26 protein-coding genes are annotated in these 22458 nt (G+C 70.3%); 14 read left to right on the forward strand and 12 right to left on the reverse strand.

Annotation, left to right across the window (positions count from 1 at the left end; genetic code table 11):
* The 3 genes from KDK95_RS27640 to KDK95_RS27650 all read right to left on the reverse strand — a co-directional run.
* Window positions 1-787 (reverse strand): DUF222 domain-containing protein (locus tag KDK95_RS27640; RefSeq protein ID WP_212521238.1); only part of this gene is annotated, 787 nt, incomplete at its 3' end.
* Window positions 788-1172: 385 nt separating this feature from the next.
* Entirely contained in the window at window positions 1173-2033 is an 861-nt protein-coding gene (locus KDK95_RS27645; protein WP_212521239.1) for a hypothetical protein, read from the reverse strand.
* A 25-nt stretch (window positions 2034-2058) separates the two neighbouring features.
* Window positions 2059-2589 carry a SigE family RNA polymerase sigma factor gene (locus KDK95_RS27650; protein WP_212521240.1) on the reverse strand — a complete coding sequence of 177 codons (531 nt, stop codon included), beginning with the start codon at window positions 2587-2589 and terminating at the stop codon, window positions 2059-2061.
* A gap of 219 nt (window positions 2590-2808) precedes the next feature.
* Here KDK95_RS27650 and KDK95_RS27655 point away from each other — a divergent pair, with 219 nt between their 5' ends.
* Window positions 2809-3348, forward strand: a complete 540-nt coding sequence (locus KDK95_RS27655) for a hypothetical protein (RefSeq protein WP_212521241.1) — start codon at window positions 2809-2811, stop codon at window positions 3346-3348.
* A 487-nt stretch (window positions 3349-3835) separates the two neighbouring features.
* On the forward strand, window positions 3836-5548 hold the full coding sequence (locus KDK95_RS27660; RefSeq protein ID WP_212521242.1) for a sialidase family protein: 1713 nt from the start codon (window positions 3836-3838) through the stop codon (window positions 5546-5548).
* Window positions 5549-5689: 141 nt separating this feature from the next.
* Here the strand turns inward: KDK95_RS27660 and KDK95_RS27665 are convergent, their stop codons facing one another.
* Window positions 5690-6460 carry an SDR family oxidoreductase gene (locus tag KDK95_RS27665; protein WP_212521243.1) on the reverse strand — a complete coding sequence of 257 codons (771 nt, stop codon included), beginning with the start codon at window positions 6458-6460 and terminating at the stop codon, window positions 5690-5692.
* Between the two features lie 129 nt (window positions 6461-6589).
* Between KDK95_RS27665 and KDK95_RS27670 the strand changes: the two genes are divergently transcribed.
* Window positions 6590-7342, forward strand: coding sequence for an SDR family oxidoreductase (locus KDK95_RS27670; protein WP_212521244.1), 753 nt, complete (start codon window positions 6590-6592; stop codon window positions 7340-7342).
* Here KDK95_RS27670 and KDK95_RS27675 read toward each other — a convergent pair.
* Window positions 7331-8002, reverse strand: coding sequence for a TetR/AcrR family transcriptional regulator (locus KDK95_RS27675; protein WP_212521245.1), 672 nt, complete (start codon window positions 8000-8002; stop codon window positions 7331-7333). The genes KDK95_RS27670 and KDK95_RS27675 overlap by 12 nt on opposite strands.
* A 95-nt stretch (window positions 8003-8097) precedes the next feature.
* Between KDK95_RS27675 and KDK95_RS27680 the strand changes: the two genes are divergently transcribed.
* The 3 genes from KDK95_RS27680 to KDK95_RS27690 all read left to right on the forward strand — a co-directional run bounded on the left by KDK95_RS27680 (window position 8098) and on the right by KDK95_RS27690 (window position 11933).
* Entirely contained in the window at window positions 8098-9120 is a 1023-nt protein-coding gene (locus KDK95_RS27680; RefSeq protein WP_212521246.1) for a phosphotransferase family protein, read from the forward strand.
* A 6-nt stretch (window positions 9121-9126) separates the two neighbouring features.
* The gene (locus KDK95_RS27685) at window positions 9127-10341 is read left to right on the forward strand and encodes an acyl-CoA dehydrogenase family protein (protein ID WP_212521247.1); all 1215 of its coding nucleotides are present in this window, start codon (window positions 9127-9129) and stop codon (window positions 10339-10341) included.
* A gap of 173 nt (window positions 10342-10514) precedes the next feature.
* On the forward strand, window positions 10515-11933 hold the full coding sequence (locus KDK95_RS27690) for a long-chain-fatty-acid--CoA ligase (RefSeq protein WP_212521248.1): 1419 nt from the start codon (window positions 10515-10517) through the stop codon (window positions 11931-11933).
* Window positions 11934-11969: 36 nt separating this feature from the next.
* Here KDK95_RS27690 and KDK95_RS27695 read toward each other — a convergent pair whose 3' ends face one another.
* Window positions 11970-12215 (reverse strand): hypothetical protein, encoded by a 246-nt coding sequence (locus KDK95_RS27695; RefSeq protein WP_212521249.1) that lies wholly within the window; start codon window positions 12213-12215, stop codon window positions 11970-11972.
* Between the two features lie 183 nt (window positions 12216-12398).
* Between KDK95_RS27695 and KDK95_RS27700 the strand changes: the two genes are divergently transcribed.
* The gene (locus tag KDK95_RS27700; protein WP_212521250.1) at window positions 12399-12743 is read left to right on the forward strand and encodes an ArsR/SmtB family transcription factor; all 345 of its coding nucleotides are present in this window, start codon (window positions 12399-12401) and stop codon (window positions 12741-12743) included.
* A 5-nt stretch (window positions 12744-12748) separates the two neighbouring features.
* Window positions 12749-13228, forward strand: a complete 480-nt coding sequence (locus tag KDK95_RS27705; protein WP_212521251.1) for an SRPBCC family protein — start codon at window positions 12749-12751, stop codon at window positions 13226-13228.
* Window positions 13229-13279: 51 nt separating this feature from the next.
* Here the strand turns inward: KDK95_RS27705 and KDK95_RS37205 are convergent, their stop codons facing one another.
* Both KDK95_RS37205 and KDK95_RS27710 read right to left on the reverse strand, forming a co-directional pair.
* Window positions 13280-13402, reverse strand: coding sequence for a hypothetical protein (locus KDK95_RS37205; RefSeq protein ID WP_282971654.1), 123 nt, complete (start codon window positions 13400-13402; stop codon window positions 13280-13282).
* 137 nt (window positions 13403-13539) lie between these two features.
* Window positions 13540-14463 (reverse strand): TIGR03619 family F420-dependent LLM class oxidoreductase, encoded by a 924-nt coding sequence (locus tag KDK95_RS27710; protein WP_212521252.1) that lies wholly within the window; start codon window positions 14461-14463, stop codon window positions 13540-13542.
* A gap of 71 nt (window positions 14464-14534) precedes the next feature.
* On the opposite strand from KDK95_RS27710, the gene KDK95_RS27715 reads away from it, so the two are divergent.
* The 6 genes from KDK95_RS27715 to KDK95_RS27740 all read left to right on the forward strand — a co-directional run bounded on the left by KDK95_RS27715 (window position 14535) and on the right by KDK95_RS27740 (window position 19599).
* Window positions 14535-15059: a TetR/AcrR family transcriptional regulator gene (locus KDK95_RS27715; RefSeq protein ID WP_212521253.1), complete on the forward strand. Its 525-nt coding sequence runs from the start codon at window positions 14535-14537 to the stop codon at window positions 15057-15059.
* 212 nt (window positions 15060-15271) lie between these two features.
* Complete coding sequence (locus tag KDK95_RS27720) at window positions 15272-16501, forward strand: MFS transporter (RefSeq protein ID WP_212521254.1); 1230 nt, start codon at window positions 15272-15274, stop codon at window positions 16499-16501.
* Complete coding sequence (locus KDK95_RS27725) at window positions 16485-17393, forward strand: VOC family protein (protein WP_212521255.1); 909 nt, start codon at window positions 16485-16487, stop codon at window positions 17391-17393. Before KDK95_RS27720 ends, KDK95_RS27725 begins: the two co-directional genes overlap by 17 nt.
* A gap of 159 nt (window positions 17394-17552) precedes the next feature.
* Window positions 17553-18326 (forward strand): PIG-L deacetylase family protein, encoded by a 774-nt coding sequence (locus KDK95_RS27730; RefSeq protein WP_212521256.1) that lies wholly within the window; start codon window positions 17553-17555, stop codon window positions 18324-18326.
* Between the two features lie 86 nt (window positions 18327-18412).
* Window positions 18413-18937 carry an NUDIX domain-containing protein gene (locus KDK95_RS27735; RefSeq protein ID WP_212521257.1) on the forward strand — a complete coding sequence of 175 codons (525 nt, stop codon included), beginning with the start codon at window positions 18413-18415 and terminating at the stop codon, window positions 18935-18937.
* Window positions 18938-19029: 92 nt separating this feature from the next.
* Window positions 19030-19599 carry a phosphoribosyltransferase family protein gene (locus KDK95_RS27740; protein ID WP_212521258.1) on the forward strand — a complete coding sequence of 190 codons (570 nt, stop codon included), beginning with the start codon at window positions 19030-19032 and terminating at the stop codon, window positions 19597-19599.
* A gap of 96 nt (window positions 19600-19695) precedes the next feature.
* On the opposite strand, the gene KDK95_RS27745 is transcribed toward KDK95_RS27740, so the two are convergent.
* From KDK95_RS27745 to KDK95_RS27760, 4 genes are all read right to left on the reverse strand, one after another.
* Window positions 19696-20937 (reverse strand): styrene monooxygenase/indole monooxygenase family protein, encoded by a 1242-nt coding sequence (locus KDK95_RS27745; RefSeq protein WP_212521259.1) that lies wholly within the window; start codon window positions 20935-20937, stop codon window positions 19696-19698.
* Window positions 20938-21009: 72 nt separating this feature from the next.
* A complete protein-coding gene (locus KDK95_RS27750) occupies window positions 21010-21567 on the reverse strand; it encodes a GTP-binding protein (protein ID WP_212521262.1) in 558 nt (185 codons plus the stop codon).
* A gap of 31 nt (window positions 21568-21598) precedes the next feature.
* Window positions 21599-21991, reverse strand: coding sequence for a DUF742 domain-containing protein (locus KDK95_RS27755; protein WP_212521260.1), 393 nt, complete (start codon window positions 21989-21991; stop codon window positions 21599-21601).
* Window positions 21988-22419: a roadblock/LC7 domain-containing protein gene (locus KDK95_RS27760; protein WP_212521261.1), complete on the reverse strand. Its 432-nt coding sequence runs from the start codon at window positions 22417-22419 to the stop codon at window positions 21988-21990. Before KDK95_RS27760 ends, KDK95_RS27755 begins: the two co-directional genes overlap by 4 nt.
* Window positions 22420-22458: the final 39 nt, after the last annotated feature.

Below are 22458 nucleotides of genomic sequence, written 5' to 3' on the forward strand. Positions count from 1 at the left end.
CCTCGGCCAGGCGGGTCAGGGCGTGGGCGTTGATCTGCTCGGTGGAGCGCACGTCCTCGGGCAGCACGCTGGCGTGGTCGTATTGGGTCTGGCGGATCCAGTCGGCGGTTTGCGCGTCGACCGCCGCTCGGAGGGTGGTGGCGCGGACCGCGTCCAGCAGGACCTCGAATCGGCACAGCCCGTCCTCGAGCTCGACCACCCGGTAGAACGACCGTGCGCGTTGACGGGCGATCACGTCCTTGCCGGTGTCCGGGTCCAGGGTGTGCTCCAGCACCCGGATCTGCTTCGCGGCCGCGGTCACGCCCTCGGCTTCGGCGGTGACCAGGGTCGCGGTGAGGGCGGCTGCGGTGTCCACGCCGGTTCCGGCGACGGCCTTCGCGGTGCGTGAGAGCACCCGGACGGTGTCCGCGCCGATACGGCCGGAGGCGAGCGGTTCGGCCAGCTGCGGGATCGCGCCGATCCGGCGGGCGGACTCGGCGATCGAACGCGCCCTGCCGTCGGAGACGTCCAGATGCGTCGCGGCCCACGCCTTGACCCCGCCGCGCGCCGCCTTGACCCGGTCGGCCTGCGCGAGTGCCCGGATCAGCTGGCCGTGACCGGCCTGCTCCCTCCTACCGAGCATCTGCGCGAGCTCCAGCAGCACGTCCGCGCCCTCGCGGTCACCGGCGTGCAGATCCTGCGTATCACGCAGGCACTCGGCGACGATCTCATCCCTGCGCGCATCCAACTCCGCCACCTGCTCAAGCCGCGTACGCCAGAGCTCCGCGATCCCGCCACCACGAGCCATGCCACCCGCCCCCATCCGCACCGTATCCGATCAACTACCTCCAGTGTATGTGGCGGGTCTGACAAAAGGTGCGGTTATGGATATCCATGAACAATTTCAGGAAACTGGGTGCAGTTACGAGTTCAATATCTGTACCGCTGGGCGAGCCTTTGGACGTCGGGCGATACCTCGATCGTGGGCCCGCCTTAGAGCGTGCCGAGACACGGCTCGGCGCTGCCGCTGCGTAGTCCACGGTGGGACTAGCTCCATGGCGGGGGCAAGTATGGCAGTCGGACTTCGTGGGGTGGCGTGCCGTCAGTGTCTCGGTGTGTGTGAGCCGGCGCGGCCGCAAGCGTTCTTGGGGTGGTTGGTTCAACGGCGGCGCCGGCTTGAGACGGCAGATGGTTCAGTTGTTGCCGATGATGTCCAGGTCGGCGGCCAGCAATGCGGTGAACTCGGGGTTCTCGGCCAGCTTGACCAGGTCGATCTCGGGTGCGCCGCGGTTCGACCCCGCGCTGAGGTAAACGATGATGTTCTCGTGCTGCGGCGTCTTGAGTTGCACGCCGACGATCGCTTGTGAGCTGGTGGACGTCGAGTCCTTGATGGTGTCGACTAGGGTGAATCCGTGCGCGAGCGGCGTGTTCATGGAACACGGGTGGCAGAACTCGAGGCCGTCGGCGTCACGGGAGTATTCGATCATGAGGACCCCGGGTGTGCCGTGGCTGACCACGTTGTACTGCCATGGGTTGAGGACGGGCGTGTTCGGGTTCATCCCTGAACCCAGCTGCGCGACCTGGCCCGGCATCATCTCGTTTACCGCCGCGCTGTACGGTTCCGTGCTCTGGGAGATCTCGAGACCCGGAAGCAGCCGTGCGAGCGTGGTGAGATCCTGCTCGCAGATGGTGCTCCGTTGGCTATTGCTGCCCTTGCCGTAGAAGGACGCGTCGGATCCGGAGGCCCAGGGCAGATAGACGCCGGTGCACTGCCGAGTGATCGCGGGCGGACCGCCCTTCGCCGACCCGCTCGAGCCGGCGGGAACCGAAGTCGGCGCGAGCATGCCGCTGCTCGAAAGGGCGGTGGCCAGGCAGCCGACGGCGGCCACCGCGCACGCAGCCAGGCTGTATCCGATTGTGCGCCGCCGCATGGCCTTTCCGGCGGCGGCTAGGGCTCCGGGAACCAGGTCGACAGAGGGTTGATACCCGTCCGAGATCGTCTCGAACAGGTTCCGTACCTGATCCTCGCCGATCTCCAGCTGATCGTCTTGCATGTCGAATCACCCTTATTCTTCTGATTCACTGCGTGTTTGTGGCAGAGGGCTGCTCGGCGGGCATCCTCCCGGCCCAATCGGCGCCGAGCACTTCGCGCAGTCGCACCAAGGACCGCGACGTCTGGCTCTTGACGGTCCCGACGCTGCAGGACAGCGCGGCCGCGGTCGCCTCGACGCTAAGGTCCTCCCAGAAACGCAGCACCAGCACCGCCCTGCCCCGCTTTCCCAACTGCGCCAGGCCGGCCAGGAGTTCGAGCCGCAGCTCCGAGTCCTCGGAACGCGGCGGCGGCGCGTCGAGCGCGAGCGCGATGTGGGTGTCCCTCTCGCGTTTGAGCTTCCGCTCGTTCGCGAGGTAGGCGTTTACCAGCACCCGGCGCGCATAAGTGTCCACGGAGTCGGCCCGACTGGCTCGCGCCCAGAAGCGGCACAGGTTCGTGAGCGCCTCCTGCGCCAGGTCCTGCGCCTGGTGCGGATCGCCGCACAGGAGGTAGGCCGTGCGAAGCAGGTGTCCCTGCCGGGCCTGTGCGTACTCGGCGAACTCGGTTCTTCGCTGCATTGCTCCGCCCTTCGTTCTGACCAGTCGACAACTAGAGTCAGGAAGCCTCGATCGGGTTGCACGACCCAGCGCGGATCTTTCGCCCTGGCAAGGCGATCCAGCTCAGCAGCCTTCGAGTCTCCATTGGGGCAGCAGATTGCGATCTTGCTCGTCAGTATGGATGGCCGGATGGCCGGATGGCCGATGCGATTGGCACGCCTTGTCTCTTAGCCTGTTGCCATGGTGTCGAAGGGGTGGGCCGTGACGGTTGTGGAGAGGTATCTGGCCGAGTGGGCGGCGAAGCCCGGTGGGCCGTCGCTGGTGGTCACGGGCGTACTGCCGCACCGGTTGGGCTGGGTGATCATCAGTCAGGGTGAGCGTTACCTGCGCACCCGGGGCATCTCGGACATGCTGGTTGGCCACGGGGCATTCCTGGTCGATGGGGTGAACGGCTGCCTGCACATGGTGCATGCGACCGCTGATCTCGAGCATGGTGAGTGGATCGAGGAGTATCTCGAGCAGGTTCGCGGGATCGAGCGTCTTGATCCGCTGCGATCCCAGGTCGCGCAGTTGCTCGAGCGCGGGCAACGGCTCGATGCGCTCAGGGTCTTACGGGCGGCGGCACCCGACCTCGGACCCAAAGGTGCTAAGGAGTACGTCGAGGCCGTGGCGGCCGGGGTGCCGGTTTCGGAGCATGTGCGCTCGCGCTTGCCCGTGCCGCCGGTCCGGTTCGCACTGCGTCGGGCGTTGTCCGGACCGAACCCCGAGCCGGGCGCGTGACGGCGGGATAGAGTCTGGCGCGGTGGTGGCGCCCGCGGGTGCGGGCCTGGTGGCGTCAGTGCCAGTCGGACCAGGCCGGAAATGGTCACGGAGCGGTCCGCGCTCGTTCGCTTCACCCTGCGAGCCAGAAATCCCTGCAGGTCAACGGCACTGACCTCACATAAAGTACTAAGTCCGACCGCTGCCGTACTGGAGACTGGCACGCCACTGGCGAACGGTCGAGTAGCCGATCAAATGGTGGCGCCGGTCCCACGAAGATCGTTACTGGGCTTATCGTTCCGGCGCGGATCGCGCGGATCGCGCGGATCGCGCGGATCGCGCGGATCGCGCGGATCGCGCGGTCTACGGCGCAGCCGTCACTCCGGCATCATTTCGAACTCTCTAGGTTAAGTTAAAGTTCTGTCTCGTACGCGGTGTCCTCTTGGCAACGTGCTTCGGCGGCTCTAGCTTCTCCTCTGCCCACTGGATCGAGGGAGGGGTCTCTCGCATGGTCAGAACTCGTAGTGCGTGGGGAGGGCTGGTCGCGGCTGCGGCGCTGGCCGCGGGCGGGTTTGCCGCGGCTCCGGCGTCTGCGGCTGCTGCTGCCAGGCCGGCCACGGTCACCGCGCATACCGCCTCGCACAATCCGTTGCTCAACTACGTGCTCGCGTACGGGGAGGACGACGAGACGGACTCAGCGTCGCTCTCGGCGCTCTGCCAGTCGTATGCGGGCGATACGCACGTCTACCACTCGATCGCGCCCAATGTGGATGCGATCAACGGCGATTCGGTCGTGAGCGTCGGCAGCCAGACCGGGTGCTATGCGGCGCAGAACGAGACGACGGTGGCGGTGAATCCGGAGAATCCGCGGAACCTGGTGGCCGGAGCGAACGACTACCGGGTCTTCAACAGCCGCGAGTCCCGCAACGACTCATCGGGCTGGGCCTACACGTCGTTCGACGGCGGGAAGACGTGGAAGAACGTCGTGCTGCCGCACCTGACGTACCAGACCGGCGCCACCGGTGCGCTCTCGGACATGGACTCGGCGGGCGACCCGGTCGTCGCGTTCGGGCCGCACAACACCGTGTACTACGCGAACATCGTCTTCTCCCGGCTCAACTCGGGCTCGGGCATCGCCGTCTCGGTCTCGCACGACGGCGGGTTCACCTGGGGCGAGCCGAGCATCGTGCAGCTGGACGGTGTCACGGCGGATGGGACGCCGACCTCTACGAACTACTTCAACGACAAGGAATGGATCGCCGTCGACCAGCACACCGGGCAGGTTTACCTGACCTGGACGCGGTTCACCTACGACTCCTCGGGCAACTACGTCGAGTCGCCGATCACGCTGAAGACCTCTGACAACCAGGGCCGCAGCTGGTCGCCGGCCTACCGCGTCTCGCCGACGACGACGAACTTCTCCGGCGGGCTCACCGCGTTCGCGCAGGGCTCGAACCCGAAGGTCACCGCCGACGGCACGCTGTACGTCGCCTACGAGGGCACCGTCTGCGCCACGCTGGCGTGCAACGGGACCAGTGACCACGACGAGACCGTCGTCGCCGTTTCGCACAACCACGGCAAGACGTGGGCGAACGAGATGGTCGGGGCGAACTACGACTACCCGTACAACGCGGACGTCCAGAACGAGACGCTGACCGGCGAGAACTTCCGGATCAACTCATACCCGCAGCTGACCGTGGACCCGGTGACGCAGCGCCTTTACGTCACCTGGTCCGACGACCGCAACGGCGAGTACACCTCGGCCGGCGTGTCGGTGAAGACCGACGGCACGGCGTTCATCTCCAGCTCGGCCGACGGCCGTGACTGGAGCCCGGTGACGGCCGCGGAGCCCGGCGGTGACGTGGTCTTCCCGGCGGTCGCCGCGTTCGGCGGGAAGATCGCGGTCACGTACTACACGCGCTCCTACGACCCGTCGGGCATCGACCTCGACTACGCCTACACGACGATCGGTTGGAACGGGCAGCACTCCGCGCAGCACCGCGTCACGACGCAGTCGGCGGACCCGCAGGTCCAGTTCGTGAGCACGGGCGCGGTCAGCGGGCAGGTGCTGCAGGGCGTGTTCATCGGCGACTACTCGGCCGCCGTGATCGGCGCGGACGGGCAGTTGCACCCGGTGTGGACCGACTTCCGCGGCGAGCCCGGCGTGGACACGCCGCATCAGACCGTGGACACGCAGTCGTTCCCGCTCTACGGCTGGTAGGGGCTTTCTCTGAATCGGTGAACCGTCGGGTGAGCCGGTAAGCGAGCAAAGTGAGCAGGTCAATGAGAACCGGTCCCGGCGGATGTGTCCGCCGGGACCGGTCGTTTTCGGAGGCGATCGGTGATCTCTGATCGGGTCCGGCTACGCCTCGATCGCGGCCTGGAGTTTGCGCATCGAGGCGAGCCACTGGTCGGGGTACGAGGCGCGCGCGGCGTAGTACTCGGCGACCTCGGGGTGCGGCAGGATCAGGAAGCGGCCGTCCGCGAGGGCCGACATGACGGTCTCGGCCACGTCCTCCGGCGCGATCGCGGACGGCGCGAGCAGCACCTCGCCCGCCTTGCCAGCGGACTCCATCATCGCGGTGCGAACGCCCTGCGGGCACAGCGCCTGGACCGTGACGCCCTTGTCGCCGTACGTCGCGCTCAGCCACTCCGCGAAGGCCAGCGCGCCGTGCTTGGTGACCGAGTACGAGGGGGCGCCGAGCATCGTCAGCAGGCCGGCGGCCGAGACCGTGGCGAGGAAGTGCCCGCGGCCGCGTTCGATCCAGCCGGGGATCAGGGCCCGCGCGGCGCGGACGTGGGCCAGTACGTTGACGTTCCAGGACAGCTCCCAGCCCGCCTCGTCCTCCAGCGACGGCGCGCCGCCCACGCCCGCGTTGGCGCAGTAGAGGTCGATCGCGCCGAGGTGCGCGGTGGCGGTGGTGATCAGCGCCTCGACCCCCTCGACGGAGGCGGCGTCGCCGGGGGCCGCGTACCCGCCGATCTCCGCGGCGACCGCGGCGGCCTTCTCCGCGTCCAGGTCGTTGACCACGACCCGCGCGCCGGCCGCGGCGAACCGGCGCGCCAGCGCCGCGCCGATGCCCGCGCCGCCGCCGGTGACCACCACGCCCGCGCCGTCCAGCTCCAGACCCATCCCGGTCCTCCTCGACCCTCGCTGCGGGGCCCCGGTGATTGACAGGCCGGGGCCGCGGTTGCATTCTAGGCGAGATCCTAAGCGAGCGCTTAGCGCTTGCGGAAGACCACGCCGAGGAACGGAGCAAAGGTGCGCGACCTGCAGGGAAAGACGGCTTTGATCACCGGGGCGAGTCGGGGCATCGGGCTGGCGATCGCCCGGCGCCTGGTCGACGAGGGCGCGCGGGTGTGTGTGACGGCGCGCAAGCCGGAGGCGCTGGCCGCGGCGGTCGAGGCGCTCGGCGGCCCCGAGCACGCCATCGCGGTCGCGGGCCGCGCGGACGACGCCGAGCACCAGGCCGACGCCGTCGCGCGCACGGTCGAGGCCTTCGGCTCCCTCGACATCCTCGTGAACAACGCCGGCATCAACCCCGCCTACGGCCGGATGATCGACCTCGACCCGGCCGCCTTCCGCAAGACCTTCGAGGTCAACGTGATCTCGGCGCTGGCCTGGGTGCGCGAGGCGCACAAGGCCTGGCTCGGCGAGCACGGCGGCGCCGTGGTCAACGTCGCCTCAGTGGCCGGGCTCGGCGCCGCCCCCGGGATCGGCGGCTACGCGGCGAGCAAGGCCGCGCTGATCCAGCTCACCGTGCAGCTCGCCGAGGAACTCAGTCCGCTGATCCGGGTGAACGCGGTCGCGCCGGCGATCGTGAAGACCGACTTCGCGTCCGTGCTCTTCGAGGGCCGCGAGGAGAAGGTGGCGAAGGGCTACGCGCTCGGCCGGCTCGGCGCGCCGGACGACATCGCGGGCGCGGTGGCCTTCCTCGCCTCGGCCGACGCCGGCTGGATGACCGGGCAGACCCTCGTGCTGGACGGCGGGGTCACGCTCAAGTCAGGAGTCTGAGGAGTGCGGCGCGGCCATCCTCAGCGCGAGGTCGGCGTACAGCGTGCCGAGCTGCTCCGGCGACTGCCGGCCGTTCGAGGGGTACCAGCGGGCCACGTCGGTGACCATGGACAGCAGCGCGAGCGTCATGCCGTCCACGTCCGGCACGTCGAAGACCCCGGCGCGCACGCCCTCGTTCAGGATGCCGCGCACCAGCGCGGTGATCTTGCGGCGGATCGCGGCGACCTGCTCGTAGTGCTCCGGCGAGAGGCAGGGCAGGTCGTACTCGACGACGCGCGCGGTGGTGTGGTGCCGCGCCTGCCAGGTGGTCTGCGCCTCGATCACCGCGTGCAGCCGCCGCGCCGGGCCGGCCTCGCCGACCGACTGCACGGCGGTGACCGCGTTGTGCAGCGTCCGCTCGTGGCCCAGCAGCGTGATCCGGAAGAAGAGGTCCTCCTTGGACGCGAAGTGCACGTACACGCCCGCCGGGCTCAGCCCGGCGCGGTCGGCGATGTCCCGGGTGGAGGTGCCGTGGTAGCCGCGCGCGGCGAACGCGTCGACGGCGGCCACCAGCAGCCGCCGGGCGCTGGCCGGGCCGAGGCGGTCCTCGCCGTCCTCCCACATCTCGGCCAGCCCGTTGGCCTGCGCCTCGTCGAGTCCGGCCGCGGTCGCCTTCGCCATCTCGCTGTGCTCCTTCCGTCCGGCGGACGCGCCGCCGTACACCAGTGTAAGCAAGCGCTTAGCTCGGCGCGTGGGATGAACGGAGAAGGCGCTTCATGACCGAAGAGAACAAGGATACCGGGACGGGCCCGCCCGGCCTGGACCTGTCCGCGCTGGCCCGCTACCTGGGCCGCGGCCCGCTGTCCGGGGAGATCGTCTCCGGCGGCAGGTCGAACCTGACGTACCTGGTGTGCGACGAGCGCCGCTCCTGGATCGTGCGCCGTCCGCCGCTGGGACACGTGCTGGCCACCGCGCACGACATGGCCCGCGAGTACCGGGTGATGAGCGCGCTCGCGCCGACCGGCGTGCCGGTGCCGGAGACCTTCCAGCTGTGCGAGGACCCGGAGGTCCTCGGCGCGCCGTTCTACGTCATGCAGAACGTCGTCGGGCACGTCTACCGCACCTCGGCCGCCGCGGCCGGCCTCGGGCTGCCCCGGCTGATCGCGCTGGCCGCCGAGCTCGCCGAGGTGCTGGCCCGGCTCCACTCGGTCGATCCGGCGAGCGTCGGCCTCGCCGAGTTCGGCCGGCCGGACGGCTACCTGGAGCGCCAGCTGGCCCGCTGGAGCAAGCAGCTCGTCGCCTCGCGCAGCCGCGAGCTGCCGGGGATCGACGAGCTGCGCGACCGGCTCGCCGCGCAGCTGCCGGCGTCCCCGCGCGCGGCGATCGTGCACGGCGACTACCGGCTCGACAACGTCATCTTCGGCGACGACGACCGGATCGCGGCCGTCGTCGACTGGGAGATGGCCACGCTCGGCGACCCGCTCACCGACATCGGCGCGCTGCTGCTGTACTGGGACATGCTCGTGCACGGCCAGGGCATGTTCGGCAAGGTGCCGCCCGGCAGCGAGTTCCCGGGGCCAGAGGTCTTCACCGAGCGCTACGTCGCGGCCGGCGGGGCCGAGCTCGACCACCTGCGCTGGTACCTGGCGTTCGCCACCTTCAAGCTCGCGGTCATCTCCGAGGGCATCCACTACCGCTTCCGCGCCGGCCAGACGGTCGGCGCCGGGTTCGAGCGCATCGGCGAGGCCGTCCCGGTCCTCGTCGAGCGCGGCCACGCGATCCTCACCGAGGGAGTCTGACGAGCCATGGACTTCGATTTCGACGCCACGACCGAGAAGCTTCGCAGCGGACTGCTCGACTTCATGGACTCGCACGTCTATCCGGCCGAGCGCCGGATGGAGGGCGAGAGCTCGGGCGGCTTCGCCACCCCGCAGCTGATGGAGGAGCTGAAGGCCGCGGCGCGCGAGCGCGGTCTGTGGAACTTCTTCTGCGAGCTGCCGAACCTGTCCTACGCGCCGCTGGCCGAGATCACCGGCTGGAGCCCGAAGCTCGCGCCGGAGGCCGTGAACTGCAGCGCGCCGGACACCGGCAACATGGAGGTGCTGGCCCAGTTCGGCACGCTCGAGCAGAAGGAGCAGTGGCTCAGGCCGCTGCTCGACGGCGAGATCCGCTCCGCGTTCTGCATGACGGAGCCCGAGGTCGCCTCCTCCGACGCGACCAACATCGAGACCCGTATCCGCAAGGAGGGCGACGAGTACGTCGTCGACGGCCGCAAGTGGTACGCCTCCGGCGCGATGAACCCGAACGCCAAGATCTTCATCGTCATGGGCAAGACCGACCCCGACGGCCCCCGGCACCGTCAGCAGTCGATGATTCTCGTGCCGCGGGACACCCCCGGCGTCGAGATCGTGCGGCCCATGCAGGTCTTCGGCTACCGCGACGAGTGGCACGGCGGCCACGCGGAGGTCCGTTTCCACGGCGTGCGCGTCCCGGCGTCGAACCTGATCGCGGGGGAGGGCGAGGGCTTCGCGATCTCGCAGGCGCGCCTCGGCCCCGGCCGCATCCACCACTGCATGCGGCTGATCGGCATGGCCGAGCGCGGCCTCGCGCTGATGTGCGAGCGCACCGAGTCCCGCGTCGCGTTCGGCCGGCCGCTCGCCGAGCAGGGCGTGATCCGCGAGTGGATCGCCGAGTCGCGGGTGCGGATCGAGCAGGCCCGGCTGCTCGTGCTCAAGACCGCCTGGCTGATGGACACGGTCGGCAACAAGGGCGCGCACACCGAGATCCAGTCCATCAAGATCGCGGTGCCGTCGATGACGGAATGGGTGCTGGACAAGGCGATCCAGGCGCACGGCGGCGGGGGCGTGAGCCAGGACTTCCCGCTGGCCGAGCTGTGGGCCGGCGCCCGCACCCTGCGGCTGGCCGACGGCCCCGACGAGGTGCACCGCCGCTCCCTCGCCAAGGCCGAGCTCAAGCGGCAGGCGGCGCAGCGCGCGGGCCGGGTGGACGCGGGGGAGTAGGTCGCGGGGAAGCCAGTCGTGGGAAGGCTACGTAGCGGGGAAGCAAGCCGCAGAGTCGCGGGGAAGCAAGTCGTGGGAAGGCTACGTAGCGGGAAGTAAGTTGCAGAAAGTACGTCGCAGAACGTAAGTCGCGGGGAAGCAAGTACCGTACAGGCCTAGACAAGGGAGTCTCCATGGTCTTCAACCTTGCCACCACGCTCACCGAATCAGCTCTCGAGCACCCGGGCAAGTACGTGTGCCGCACCGTCGACCGCGACATCACGTACGCCGAACTCGACGAGCTGACCGGCCGCTTCGCCGCCGCGCTGCTGGCCGAGGGTTTGGAGCGGGGCGACCGGGTGGCCGTGCAGCTGCCGAACGTGCCGGAGTTCCTGGTCGCGTACTACGGCATCCTCAAGGCCGGCTGCGTCATGGTGCCGATGAACCCGCAGCTGACCGAGCCGGAGACGGCGTACCTCCTCGGTCACTCGGGGGCGCGCAAGCACCTCGACGACCCGGAGGACGTCGTCGCACTGTGCGCGGGGGCGAAGGGCAGCGCGGACGTGGCCGCGACGTACCCGCAGGACACGGCCGTCATCATCTACACCAGCGGCACGACCGGCCGTCCCAAGGGCGCCGAGCTCAGCCACTTCCAGCTGTACATGAGCTGCACGGTCGCCTCGGAGACGTTCGGCGCCGTGCCCGAGGACGTGACCCTCGCCGCGCTCCCGCTGTTCCACATATACGGGCTCTCCTGCAGCCTCAACAGCGTCGTGCGCTACGGCTCGACGATGAGCCTGCTGCGCAGGTTCGAGCCCAATGCGGTGTTCGACGCGATGGCGAACCACGGCGTGACCATAACCCTCGGCGTGCCGACGATGTACCACGCCCTGCTGATGACGGACCCCGGCGACCGCGACCTGAGCAGCTTCCGCGTCGCGTCCTGCGGCGGCGCCCCGATGCCCAAGGCCCTGATCGAAGGATTCGAGCACAAGTTCGGCGTCACCGTGCTCGAAGGCTTCGGCATGTCCGAGACCGGAGCCGCCGGCTTCGTGAACCGCCCCGACGCGCGCCGCGTCGGCTCGATCGGCAAGCCGCTGTGGGGCATCCAGGCGCGGATAGACGGCGCCGAGGGCGCGACAGGTCCCGAGCACGTCGGCGAACTGCTGATCAAGGGCCACGTCGTGATGACTGGCTACCACGACGACCCGGACGCGACCGGCCAGACCATCGTCGACGGGTGGCTGCACACAGGCGACCTCGGCTACGTGGACGACGACGGGTTCTACTACATCGTCGACCGCATCAAGGACATGATCATCCGCGGCGGCTTCAACGTCTATCCGCGCGAGGTCGAGGAGGTGCTCTACCGCCACCCCGCGATCCGCGAGGCGGCCGTCCTCGGCCGCCCCGACGAGCGCCTCGGCGAGGAGATCGTCGCGGTCGTCGTCCTCAAGCCGGACGCGGCCGAGGTCACGGCGGAGCAGATCATGGAGTTCTGCCGCACGTCGCTCGCCGGTTACAAGTGCCCGCGCGAGGTCCGCTTCGTCGACCAGCTGCCCCGCAACGCCTCCGGCAAGGTCCTCAAGCGCGAGCTGCGCCGCGCCGCATAGGGGCGTGGGGTGCAACTCGCGCTCGAAAGGTGCTTCTCAGAGGGCGTCGAGGCCGGTCAGGTCGGTGTAATTCGCCGCAGTGACGGCCTCGTCGAGCCACGTCCTGGCGATCTCGACGTCCTCACATGCGGCGATGTGCTCGCGTGCCGCCGGGGTGAGCTCGATGCCCCGGCGGTCGAGCACGCGCAGGACCGACTCGGCGACGCCCTCGACCTTGCCCTTCGCGACGTTCTCGCGCGCAAACTTGGAGCGGGGAAGCAAGGTTCCGGTGGGGTAGGACATGGCCTTTCTCCAGACTTGGCGGGGCTGGGCATGTGCGTCACCGTATGCCGCGAGCGCCTAACACAATGAAGAACCCGTATACGAAACGATCTCGCTTGTGCAACGTTACGGTTGCACATTTGAAGTTGAACGACGGGGACGCCCGGGGCTTGACGTATGCCGATATGGGCATATGATGGAGTCATGGCTAGAGCGGCGACCACGACGGACGCGTTCAACGCTGTCGCCGAACCTCGGCGGCGGGAAATATTGGACGCTCTGGCGCGTGGCGAGAGCACTGTGAACGCCCTGGTCGAGCAGCTGCAGGTGGCTCAGCCCGTGGTCTCCAAGCACCTCCGGGTGCTGCGGGAGGTCGGGCTGGTGCAGGTCCGGGACGAGGGGCGGCAGCGGATATACCGGCTCGATCCGGGGCCGCTGCGCGCGGTCTTCGACTGGGTCAAGGACTACGAGCGGCTGTGGGCCGAGCGCTTCGATCTGCTGGACGAGGTGCTCAAGGACCTGAAACGGGAAAACCAGGAACAGGAGTGAGGACCATGAGCAAGAAGATGCAGGTGAGCACGCCGACCGACACGACGATCCTGATCACGCGGGACTTCGACGCGCCGCGGCACCTGGTGTACCGGACGTTCACCGAGCCGGAGCTGCTGCGCCGCTGGTGGCACGCCAACCGCGCGGAGGTCACGGCGGTCGAGATGGACGTGCGGGTGGGCGGGAGGTACCGCTACGCGGCGCGCGGGGCGGGCTTCGAGATGGAGTTCACCGGCGAGTACCGCGAGGTCGTTCCGGACGAGCGGCTGGTCTCCACGGAGGTCTTCTCCGGCGCTCCCGACTACCCCGCGCTGAACACGACCACCTTCACCGAGAAGGACGGCCGGACGTACCTGGAACTGCTGATCGAGCACACGAGCAAGACGAGCCGGGACATGCAGCTCGCCTCCGGCATGGAGGACGGCCTCGCGGACGCGCTGGTCCTGCTCGAGGGCGTGGCGCGCGAGCTGGCGCACCTCACCTGAGGCGCGGCCGGGCGCGGCTCGGCCCGCACAGCCTCAGACTCAGACTCAGCTTCAGGCGAAGCGCAGGAGCAGCAGGGCGAGGGCCAGGGCGATGCCCGTGACCAGGGTGGGCATGACCCGGCGGCGTACCCGGGTGTCGTATTCGGCGCGGCGCATCCGTCGTCGGTAGCTCATACACTGATCATGACGAGCCACTGTTAAGCGAAGAATAAGGCCGCATTCGGGTTGGCTGTGACATGGCTCCCGTTCACGGACCGACATGGCTCCCGTTCACGGGCAGGCAGTCCACGGACCGCCCGCCGGCCGCGGCGTCACGGCCTGAGCGCGCGGAGGATCTCCTCCGCGCGCTCGACCGCGCCCGTCCGGTCCGCCGCCGGGTCGCCGATCCGCGGATCCCAGTTGAGGTCGTAGAACAGCTCGGTCACGCCCTGCTCGGCGAGCCACGCCGCGTCCTCGCGGATCTGCTCGGCCGAACCGGACAGCCGCAGCCGCTTGCCGTCGGGGTCCGGCGTGCCGGCCCCGCTCGGGTCGTATCGCACCACGCCGCGGCTGATGATGCGCACCGCGTCCGGGTCACGCCCGGCGCGCTCGGCCGCGTCGCGGACCGTCGCCACGTCGCCCGCGATGTCCGCCAGCACCGTGCCGCTGCGGCTCATCCAGCCGTCGGCGATCCGCCCGGCCCGCTCCAGCGCCGCCGGCACCACGCCGCCGAGCAGGATCGGCGGCCCCGGGCGCTGCACCGGCTTCGGCTCCATCCGGCTGGCCGGGATCGTGTAGAACTCGCCGTCGAACCGCGCCGGGGTCTCGGACCACAGCGCCCGCATCGCCGCGACGAACTCCACGGTCCGCGCGCCGCGGCGCTCGGTCGTCGCGTTGCTCGCGATGAACTCGATCGGCGACCAGCCGATCCCCAGCCCCAGATCCAGCCGTCCCCTGGAGAGCACGTCGAGCGTCGAAGCCTGCTTGGCCAGGTGCGTGGGGGAGACGAACGGCAGATTCACCAGCGCCACACCCAGCCGCGCCCGCGACGTGTGCGACGCGAGATATGTCAGCGAGAGCAGCGGATCAAGCACGCTGCGGTAGACGGGGTCTCCGCCGCCGTCCGCCGGCGCCAGCAGCCGCTGGAACGTCCACAGCGACGTGTACCCGAGTTCCTCGGCCAGCGCGCCGAACCGCGCCAGCTCGTCCGGACCCGCCCAGGCCCCCGACACCGGCGCACCGATTCCGATCTCCATGTCCCCCACCCTACCGAGGCGCGGCCCGGTCGGGGCTGGCGACTAAACCGTCCGGACGGTACAGTAGGAGCATGGTCCGCGAACGCCTGCTCGATTCCGCCGAGGCCGTGCTCGCCGAGCACGGCTCCCAGGGGCTGACCCTGGCCGCGGTGGCGACGGACGCGGGCGTGAGCAAGGGCGGCCTGCTCTACCACTTCGCCACGAAGGACGCGCTGATCACCGCGATGATCGAGCGGCTGATCGCGGGCTTCGACGAGCTGATCGAGTCCTTTCGGCTCGAGCGCCCCGGCTGGTACACCCGCGCTTACGTCGAGGCGACGTTCGCCGTGCTGACGACGCAGGACGCCGAGGCTGCGCGCCGCCGCTGGGCCGCCGTGTGCGCCGCGGCCACCGACCCGGTGCTGAAGAAACCCTTCGCCGCCGCCCAGCGCCGCTGGCTGCACGAGGGCCTCGACGAGGAGCCCGACCCCGACCTCGCGCAGCTCGTCCGGCTCTCCGCCGACGGACTGTGGGAGGCGGCCGAGCTCGACCCCTCGCTGCTCGGCCCCGCCCGGCTCAGCGCCCTGCGCGAACGTCTGCTCGCGCTCGTCCCCTGATCAGAACCCGATCACGCGCACCCATCGTCGATACCGATCACGTTCCACCGATCGTCGGTACCGATCACGTTCCACCGATCGTCGGTACCGATCACGTTCCATCGATCGCCAATGCCGGTCACCTTCCACCGATCTACTCTTCCCGCGGCACCCGCGGGCTTCTCCGCGACACAGCGGCGCCGCCGTGCGCCGGCCAAGGAGCTTGGTACGCCATGTCCCCCGACCGTCGACTCACCCGAGCCAGGCTCGGCATCCTGTCCACCTTCGCCCTCGCCGGGGCCCTCTGCGCGGTGTGGACCGTGCGGATGCCCGCGCTCAAGCAGAAACTCGACCTCACCGACGCGCAGCTCGGCCTCGAAGTGCTCGGCTGGGGCATCGGCGCGCTGATCACGATGACCCTCGCGGCCCGGATCATCGGCCGCCATGGCAGCAAGCGCGTGCTGCGCCTCGCCCTGCCCGCCACGGCGTGCTGCCTCGCGCTGGTCGGCCTCGCCCCGAACTACGCACTGCTGATCGTCGCGGGCCTCGCGTTCGGTCTCTGCTTCGGCCTCGTCGACGTCGCGATGAACACGCAGGCCTCGACCGTCGAGCGCGCCTACGGCCGTCCGCTGATGGGCGGCATGCACGCGGGCTGGTCGCTCGGCGCCGTCACCGGCGGCCTGCTCGGCGCGGCCACCGCGTGGCTCGGCTTCGGATTCACCGGCGCGCTCTGCCTCTTCGCGGTGATCGGCCTGCCGCTGACCCTCGCGGTCGGCCCGCTCTACCTCGCCGAGACGCGCGAGGAGGCCGAGGAGCGTGCGAGGTCTCCCCGCCCGCGACTGCCTTTGCTCGTCTACCTGTTCGGCGCACTCGTCTTCTGCAGCTATCTGACGGAGGGCTCCATCGCCGACTGGAGCGGCGTGTATCTGCGCGATTCGCTCGGCGCCGCGGAGACCGTCGCAGCACTCGGATATCCGATGTTCGAAGCGTCGATGTTCCTCGGCCGGATGTGCGCTGACCGCATCACCACGCGTCTCGGCGCGCGCACGGTCATCCTCGTGGCCGGCACGTTCGCCGCGGCGGCGTTCACCCTCGTGGCCCTGGCGCCGACACCGCTGTTCGCGCTGGCCGGCTTCGCGCTCGTCGGCATCGGAGTGTGCGCCGTGACCCCGCTCGCGATGTCGCTGGCCGGCGCGGCCGGCGGCGCGCACACCGAGCGGGCGATCGCGGCCGCGAGCACCTTCGGTTACAGCGGTCTGCTGCTGGGCCCGGTCGTGATCGGATTCATCAGCGCCGCGGTTTCCCTCAGATTCGGCTATGCGGTTGTCATCGGAGTCTGCGTCGCCATCGCTCTGGGTGCTAACTTCGTTCCCCGGGGTCGGCACATTGAGGACAGGGGTAGCCATGGCGACGCGCTTGGCCGGAGTGGTGATCCGGGCGTCAGACGTGAAGTCACTGTCTGAGTTCTGGACCAAGGTCCTCGGCGAGGACGTGGTCGACGGCGCCAACGGGCTCGCCCTGAGCTTCGTCGAGGCCGACGGGCCCAAGCAGGGGAAGAACCGCGTCCACCTGGATCTCAAGGGCGGGCCCGAACAGCTGGAGCGGCTGCTCAAGCTCGGCGCCGTGCGCGCGGACATCGGGCAGGGCGAGGTGCCGTGGGTGGTGCTGGCCGACCCCGAGGGCAACGAGTTCTGCCTCCAGCCGCCGACCCGGGCCGACGGGCTCGGCGGCGACACGCCCCTGGGGTCCGGCGCGGTAGCCGACGCCGCCGTCGGTTCGGCGACGGCGGCGGGCGACGGTTCGACTGTGGCGTCAGATGACAGCTCGGCCACAGCATCAGGTGCCGGCTCGGCGACGGCGGCGGGCGACGGTTCGGCTGTGGCGCCAGATGACAGCACGGCCACAGCATCAGGTGCCGGCTCGGCGACGGCGTCGGGTGCCGGTGCGACCGTGGCGTCGGCGGATGCTCCCTCCGGCAGCGCCGATTCCGGCCACGACGACTGGTACGAGCGGGCCGTCGGCATCGGCGTGCGCTGGACCGCCGTGTGCCAGGACGCGGCCGATCCGCGGGCGCAGAGCAGGTTCTGGACCGCCGCGGCGGGCAACGGCTGGCAGGTGGCCGCCGAGGGCGACTGGGGCCTGGCCATGCGCCACGCCGACGACGCGCGCAGCCCGATGCTCGTGCTCGGTCCGCCGCTCGCCGAGAAGACCGGCCCGAGCCGCGTCTACCTCCGCGTCTCTGCGAACCCCGGCTCGCACGCCGCCGTGGAGACCAGCCGGCTCGTCGTCGAGGGCGCCCGGCGGGCCGGCGGGCTGCTGCTCGACCCCGAGTCCAACGAGTTCGGCATCTCCTGAGCAAGCGCTCACTCCAGTCACCTCACGTCTCAGTGCTCTGTGGCAAACCGGCACCTGTGTGACACAAGAGTCTGCTTCGCGTACGGAAAATGTCGTGATAGCGAAACGATCCGGTCGCGTCGCTAGGTTCATGAGACGTTCACGTGGAAGCATTCCGGCATGGCCACCGTCGTCGCGTTCCATGCGCACCCGGATGACGAAGCCCTGCTGACCGGCGGCACCCTCGCGCGGCTGGTCGCCGAGGGGCACCGGGTGGTGCTCGTCGTGGCCTGCGACGGCGAGACGGGCGAGGCCCGGCCCGACGGAGGCGGCACGAGGCGCCTCGACGAGCTGCGGGCCAGCGCCCGCGTGCTCGGCGTCTCCCGCGTCGTGCACCTCGGCTACGCCGACAGCGGCCACGGTCCCGCGCTGCACCCGGACCCGGCCGACCGCGCCCGCTTCGTCAGCGCCTCGCCCGACGAGGCGGCCGAACGCCTGGCCGGCGTGCTGCGGGCCGAGCACGCCGAGATCCTCGTCGGCTACGACCCGAACGGCGGCTACCGGCACCGCGACCACATCCGCGTGCACGAGGTCGCCCTGCGCGCGGCCGAGCTCGCCGACACGCCACGGGTCATGGAGGCGACCCTGCCGCGCGAGCCGATCCTGCGCGCGTACCGCGTGGTCAGTACGCTGAAACTGGCCGGACGGCACAATTCGGCCGAGGTGCGCAGGCGGTTCACCGCCCGCAACGAGATAACCCATCGAATAGACGTCCGCCGATTCGCCGACAAGAAACGCGCCGCGCTCGCGTGCCACGCATCGCAGGGCTCTGGTAGGGGATGTTCGGCGCGGCTGCACCTCCTGATGACGCGGCTGCCGCTGCCCGTTTTCGGCATGATCTTCGGCCGCGAGTACTACGTCGAGGTGGGTACGCCGCGCGGCTGGCTGGACTGATCGAATCCGCGGAACGACGCCGCGGGACCGCACCGTAAGACGACGCTGCCGACGCAGCAAGCCTACGCTACGAGACGGAGTGACGAGTGGCTTCCGACTCTGACTTCCTATCCCGCCTGCCCGCGGTCTACGTCGGCGCGGGAGCGCTGATCACCGGCGCGGCGAACGAGATCCTGCTCGTCAAGCCGACGTACAAGCCCGGCTGGGAGATCCCCGGCGGCTCGATGGACCCGCACGAGTACCCGCGCGAGACGGTTCGCCGTGAGCTGGTGGAGGAGCTGGGTTTCGCGATCGAGCCCGGCCGCGTCCTCGTCGTCGACTTCAGCCTGGCCCGTCCCGAGCGCCCGCGCCCGAGCATCATGTACATCTTCGACGGCGGCACCGTCGACGCGCGACAGCGGGCGGAAATCCGTCTCCCCGCGGACGAACTCTCCGAGCACCGCTTCGTCCCGGCCGACGAACTTGACGGCTTCGTGCCCGGCAGGCTGGCCCGGCGGCTCCGTGCAGCACTCATCCAGCGCGAGGCCGGCGGCGTCGCCGAACTGGAGAACGGCTACGCACCCGGCGCGGCGCGCGGGAATCTCCGCGAAGGTATCGACACTCTGCGATAGCCGGACCACTCGCCGAACATAAACGCAAGTTTGACCCGTCCGACCGCGTTTCCGCTGGACTCACGCTACTCCGGCGCGGCACACTTCCCGCCATGTCCGCACCTTCATCCGCCCGGCAGCTCGTGCTCGACGAATTCCGCTGGGTCAGCGGCCACGCCGACGTCTGGAGCGTCTTCCGCGACGCCAAGGCGCTGTCCGCCGTCGTCACCGCGCTGGCCGAACCGTACAAGGACGGCGGCGTCGACGTCGTCTGCGGAGTCGAGGCCCGCGGTTTCCTGCTCGGCGCGGCCGTCGCGGTGGAACTCGGGGCGGGATTCCTCCCCGTGCGCAAGGGCACCGGTCTGTTCCCCGGCGAGAAGACCTTCGGCCAGACCGCCCCCGACTACCGCGGACTGCGCCACACCCTGCGCCTGCAGCGCGCCTCCGTCGCCGAGGGCGACCGCATCCTGCTCGTCGACGACTGGATCGAGACCGGCAACCAGGCCCTCACGGTCAAGGCCCTGATCGAGCAGGGCGGAGGCGTGTGGGTCGGCTGCTCCGTCCTCGTCGACCAGCTTTCCGCCGACGCCGCCCGCGAGGCGCTGGGCCCGATCCATGCCGTGCTCCAGGCCGGCGAGCTGCCGGTGGACGAGGAGTGCGAGACCGCGGCCGCGGAGGCTTGAGGTCGGCTTGAGGTCGCTGGCGCCGACGCCGACGCCGGCGCTGTCGTGGTCGCGAGCGGGTGGGCGGCAGGAGTGCCGCCCACCCGCGGCGGCCGGCTACCGCTGCGCGGCGACCTGGGCGATGTAGTCGGCGGCGAGCTGCGGGTCGAGCAGCCACGTGGTGTAGTCCTCGGGGTTCGAGAAGCCGTTCGCGAAGCGGTCCGCGATCGGCTGGAACTGCCCGGCCGCGCCGAGGATCTCCAGCACGTGCGGGGGCGGCGGCGCGAGCATGGCGTTGGTCCACGCGGTGCACACGGCGACGCGGTTCCAGTAGGCGTCCGCGGTGTTCTGCATGAACTCGCGGTCGAACGGCCGGTCGCCGTGCTCGAGGATCGCCTGGAGGTAGGTGTCGGCGCAGCGCGCGGCGTTGTTGCTGCCCTGGCCGGTGATCGGGTCGTTCGCGACGGTCACGTCCGCCATGCCCAGCACGTGCCCGCCCGAGGGCAGCTCGGCCACGGCGTGGCGCACCTGGGGCGCGTACCGGCCGACGAGGGTGGCGCCGGCGTCGGTCAGCTCCACGTTCGCGCAGCGCTCGTACTCCCACGGCAGGTAGGTGCGCAGCGCGTCGAGGATCGCGCCGAGCACCGCCTTCGGGTCGCCGGCGTACTGGTCGAAGACGTCCAGCGGGCCGCCGGGGATCGCCTCCCAGAACAGGATGTCGCAGTTCCCTGACACGGTGTACGACGGGATGTTGATGAGTTCCGCGACACCCGGCACGATGTTGAAGCGCACCGCGTCGGTGTCCGGGTGCTCGGGCCGCCGGGTCATCCCGTGCACGTACGCGAGGGCCAGCGCCCGCTGCGGCGTGTCGTACGGCGAGCGCGCCGGGTCGCGGTCGAACAGCGCGGTGATCTCGCCCTTGCCCGCCGCCACCAGCGTCAGGTCGTAGAGCGGGGCGAGCTGGTCGAGGTCGCTGACCGTGGCCGCGTTGATGACGACCGCGCCGCCCTCGGCCTCGAACAGCTCCAGCCAGGCCGCCATCTTCACCCGCTGGTCGATCGACTGGGCGTACTGGTCGAGCCGGCCGAGCCAGTCGATGACGCGCTGCGACTCGGGCCCGGCGACCGAGACGCCGAGCCCGTCGATCCGGTGGCCGCTCTCGGCCCACAGGTCGGCGCCGATCCTGCGCTCGGTGTCGAGCGCCTGGCCGAACATGCACTGCGTGGACATGACCCGGCCGCCGCGTATCTCCTCGCTGGTCCGGGCGGACATCACGGTCACCTCGTGCCCGGCGCGCTGCAGGCCGAGCGCGAGCTGCAGGCCGGACTGCCCGGCGCCGACGATCAGGATCCTGGACATGGTGTTCGTACTCTCCTTCGGGGGACGTGTTCCGGCCGGTCCGCGCGGGCCCGCCGGACTGGTTCGCTCGGGTCAGGCCGGCAGCGTGTCGAGCGCGTGCTTGATCACCGCGCGGAGCGTGGCGCGCACGCTCTTCGGCTGCCGCGCGTCGCACAGCACCAGCGGGATCGACGCCGGCAGGTCCAGCGCCTCGCGCACCGCGTCCGCGGTGTGCGTGCGCATGCCGTCGAACAGGTTCACCGCGACCAGGAAGGGCACGTCGCCGCGCGCCTCGAAGTAGTTCACCGCGGGGAAGCAGTCGGCCAGCCGCCTGGTGTCGGCCAGCACGATCGCGGCCAGCGCGCCGCGCACCAGGTCGTCCCAGAGGAACCAGAAGCGGTCCTGCCCCGGCGTGCCGAACAGGTACAGGGCCAGGCCCGGGTCGATGGTGATCCGGCCGAAGTCCATCGCGACCGTGGTCGCGTGCTTGCCCGGGATCTTCCGGGTGTCGTCCACCGGCCCGGAGATCTCGGTCATCATCGCCTCGGTGCCGACCACCGGGATCTCCGAGACCGAGCCGACGAGGGTGGTCTTGCCGACCCCGAAGCCGCCCGCGACGACGATCTTCGCGGACAGCGCCCCGGGGTGCAGCTGCGCGGCCTCGACGCCCGCGCCCGCGGAGTCAGACGGTACGCGGGTCGGAAAGTCCACGAAGCACCCTTTCCAGAAGTTCCCGGCGCGGCACCGAGTCGGCGTCCGGGTGGATCAGTATCAGTCCCTTGCGTTCGAGGTCGCCGAGCAGCACCCGCACGACGCCGAGCGGCAGCCGCAGGGCGTTGGCGATCTCGGCGACCGTGCGCCGGGAGCGGCAGAACGCGAATATGGCGCCGGCCTCCGGGCCGAGGGCGGAGGCCGGCTCGACGCCGGGGCGGGCCGAGACGAAGGTCTCCACCAGCAGCACCTGCTGGGTCCTGGTCCGTCCGCCGGTGAGCACGTAGGCCCGGACCCGCGCCGAACGGCGGGCCCGGGCGAGCAGGTCGACGTGGAGGCCGGTGAGCCGGCGTCGGTCGCTCACGAGGCCAGCACCGCCCGAAGCTCGCCGCGCACCCCGGGCGTGAGGTAATGGCCGGCCCGGAGCGCGAACTGGGCCATCTCGAAGGCCACGGTGCGCATGTCGCAGTCCTTGCGCGCCGCGACCGCGAGCGCGCAGTCTGCCGTCACCGCGGTGACGAACAGGAACCCGGCCTCGAAGCGCATGATGGTCTGCTCGTAGCCGCCGAAGCCGAACAGCGCGCCGCTGGTCGTGGCGAGCGCGAGCACGCCGGAGGCGGTGGCGGCGAAGCGCTCGGCGTTGTCCGGGCTCAGCGAGCTGGAGCCGGTCACCAGCAGGCCGTCGCTGGAGAGCACCACGGCGTGCAGCACGCCCGCGGTGGCCAGCGCGAAGCGGTCGACGATGTCCACCAGGTCGCGCGCCTGGGGGCTGAGCATGCGGGGATCGACCATCTCAGAAGTCCTCCTGGGCGGGGTCGGTCAGCAGCGGCG

The organism is Actinospica acidithermotolerans, from assembly GCF_018139625.1.
Lineage (GTDB): Bacteria > Actinomycetota > Actinomycetes > Streptomycetales > Catenulisporaceae > Actinospica > Actinospica acidithermotolerans.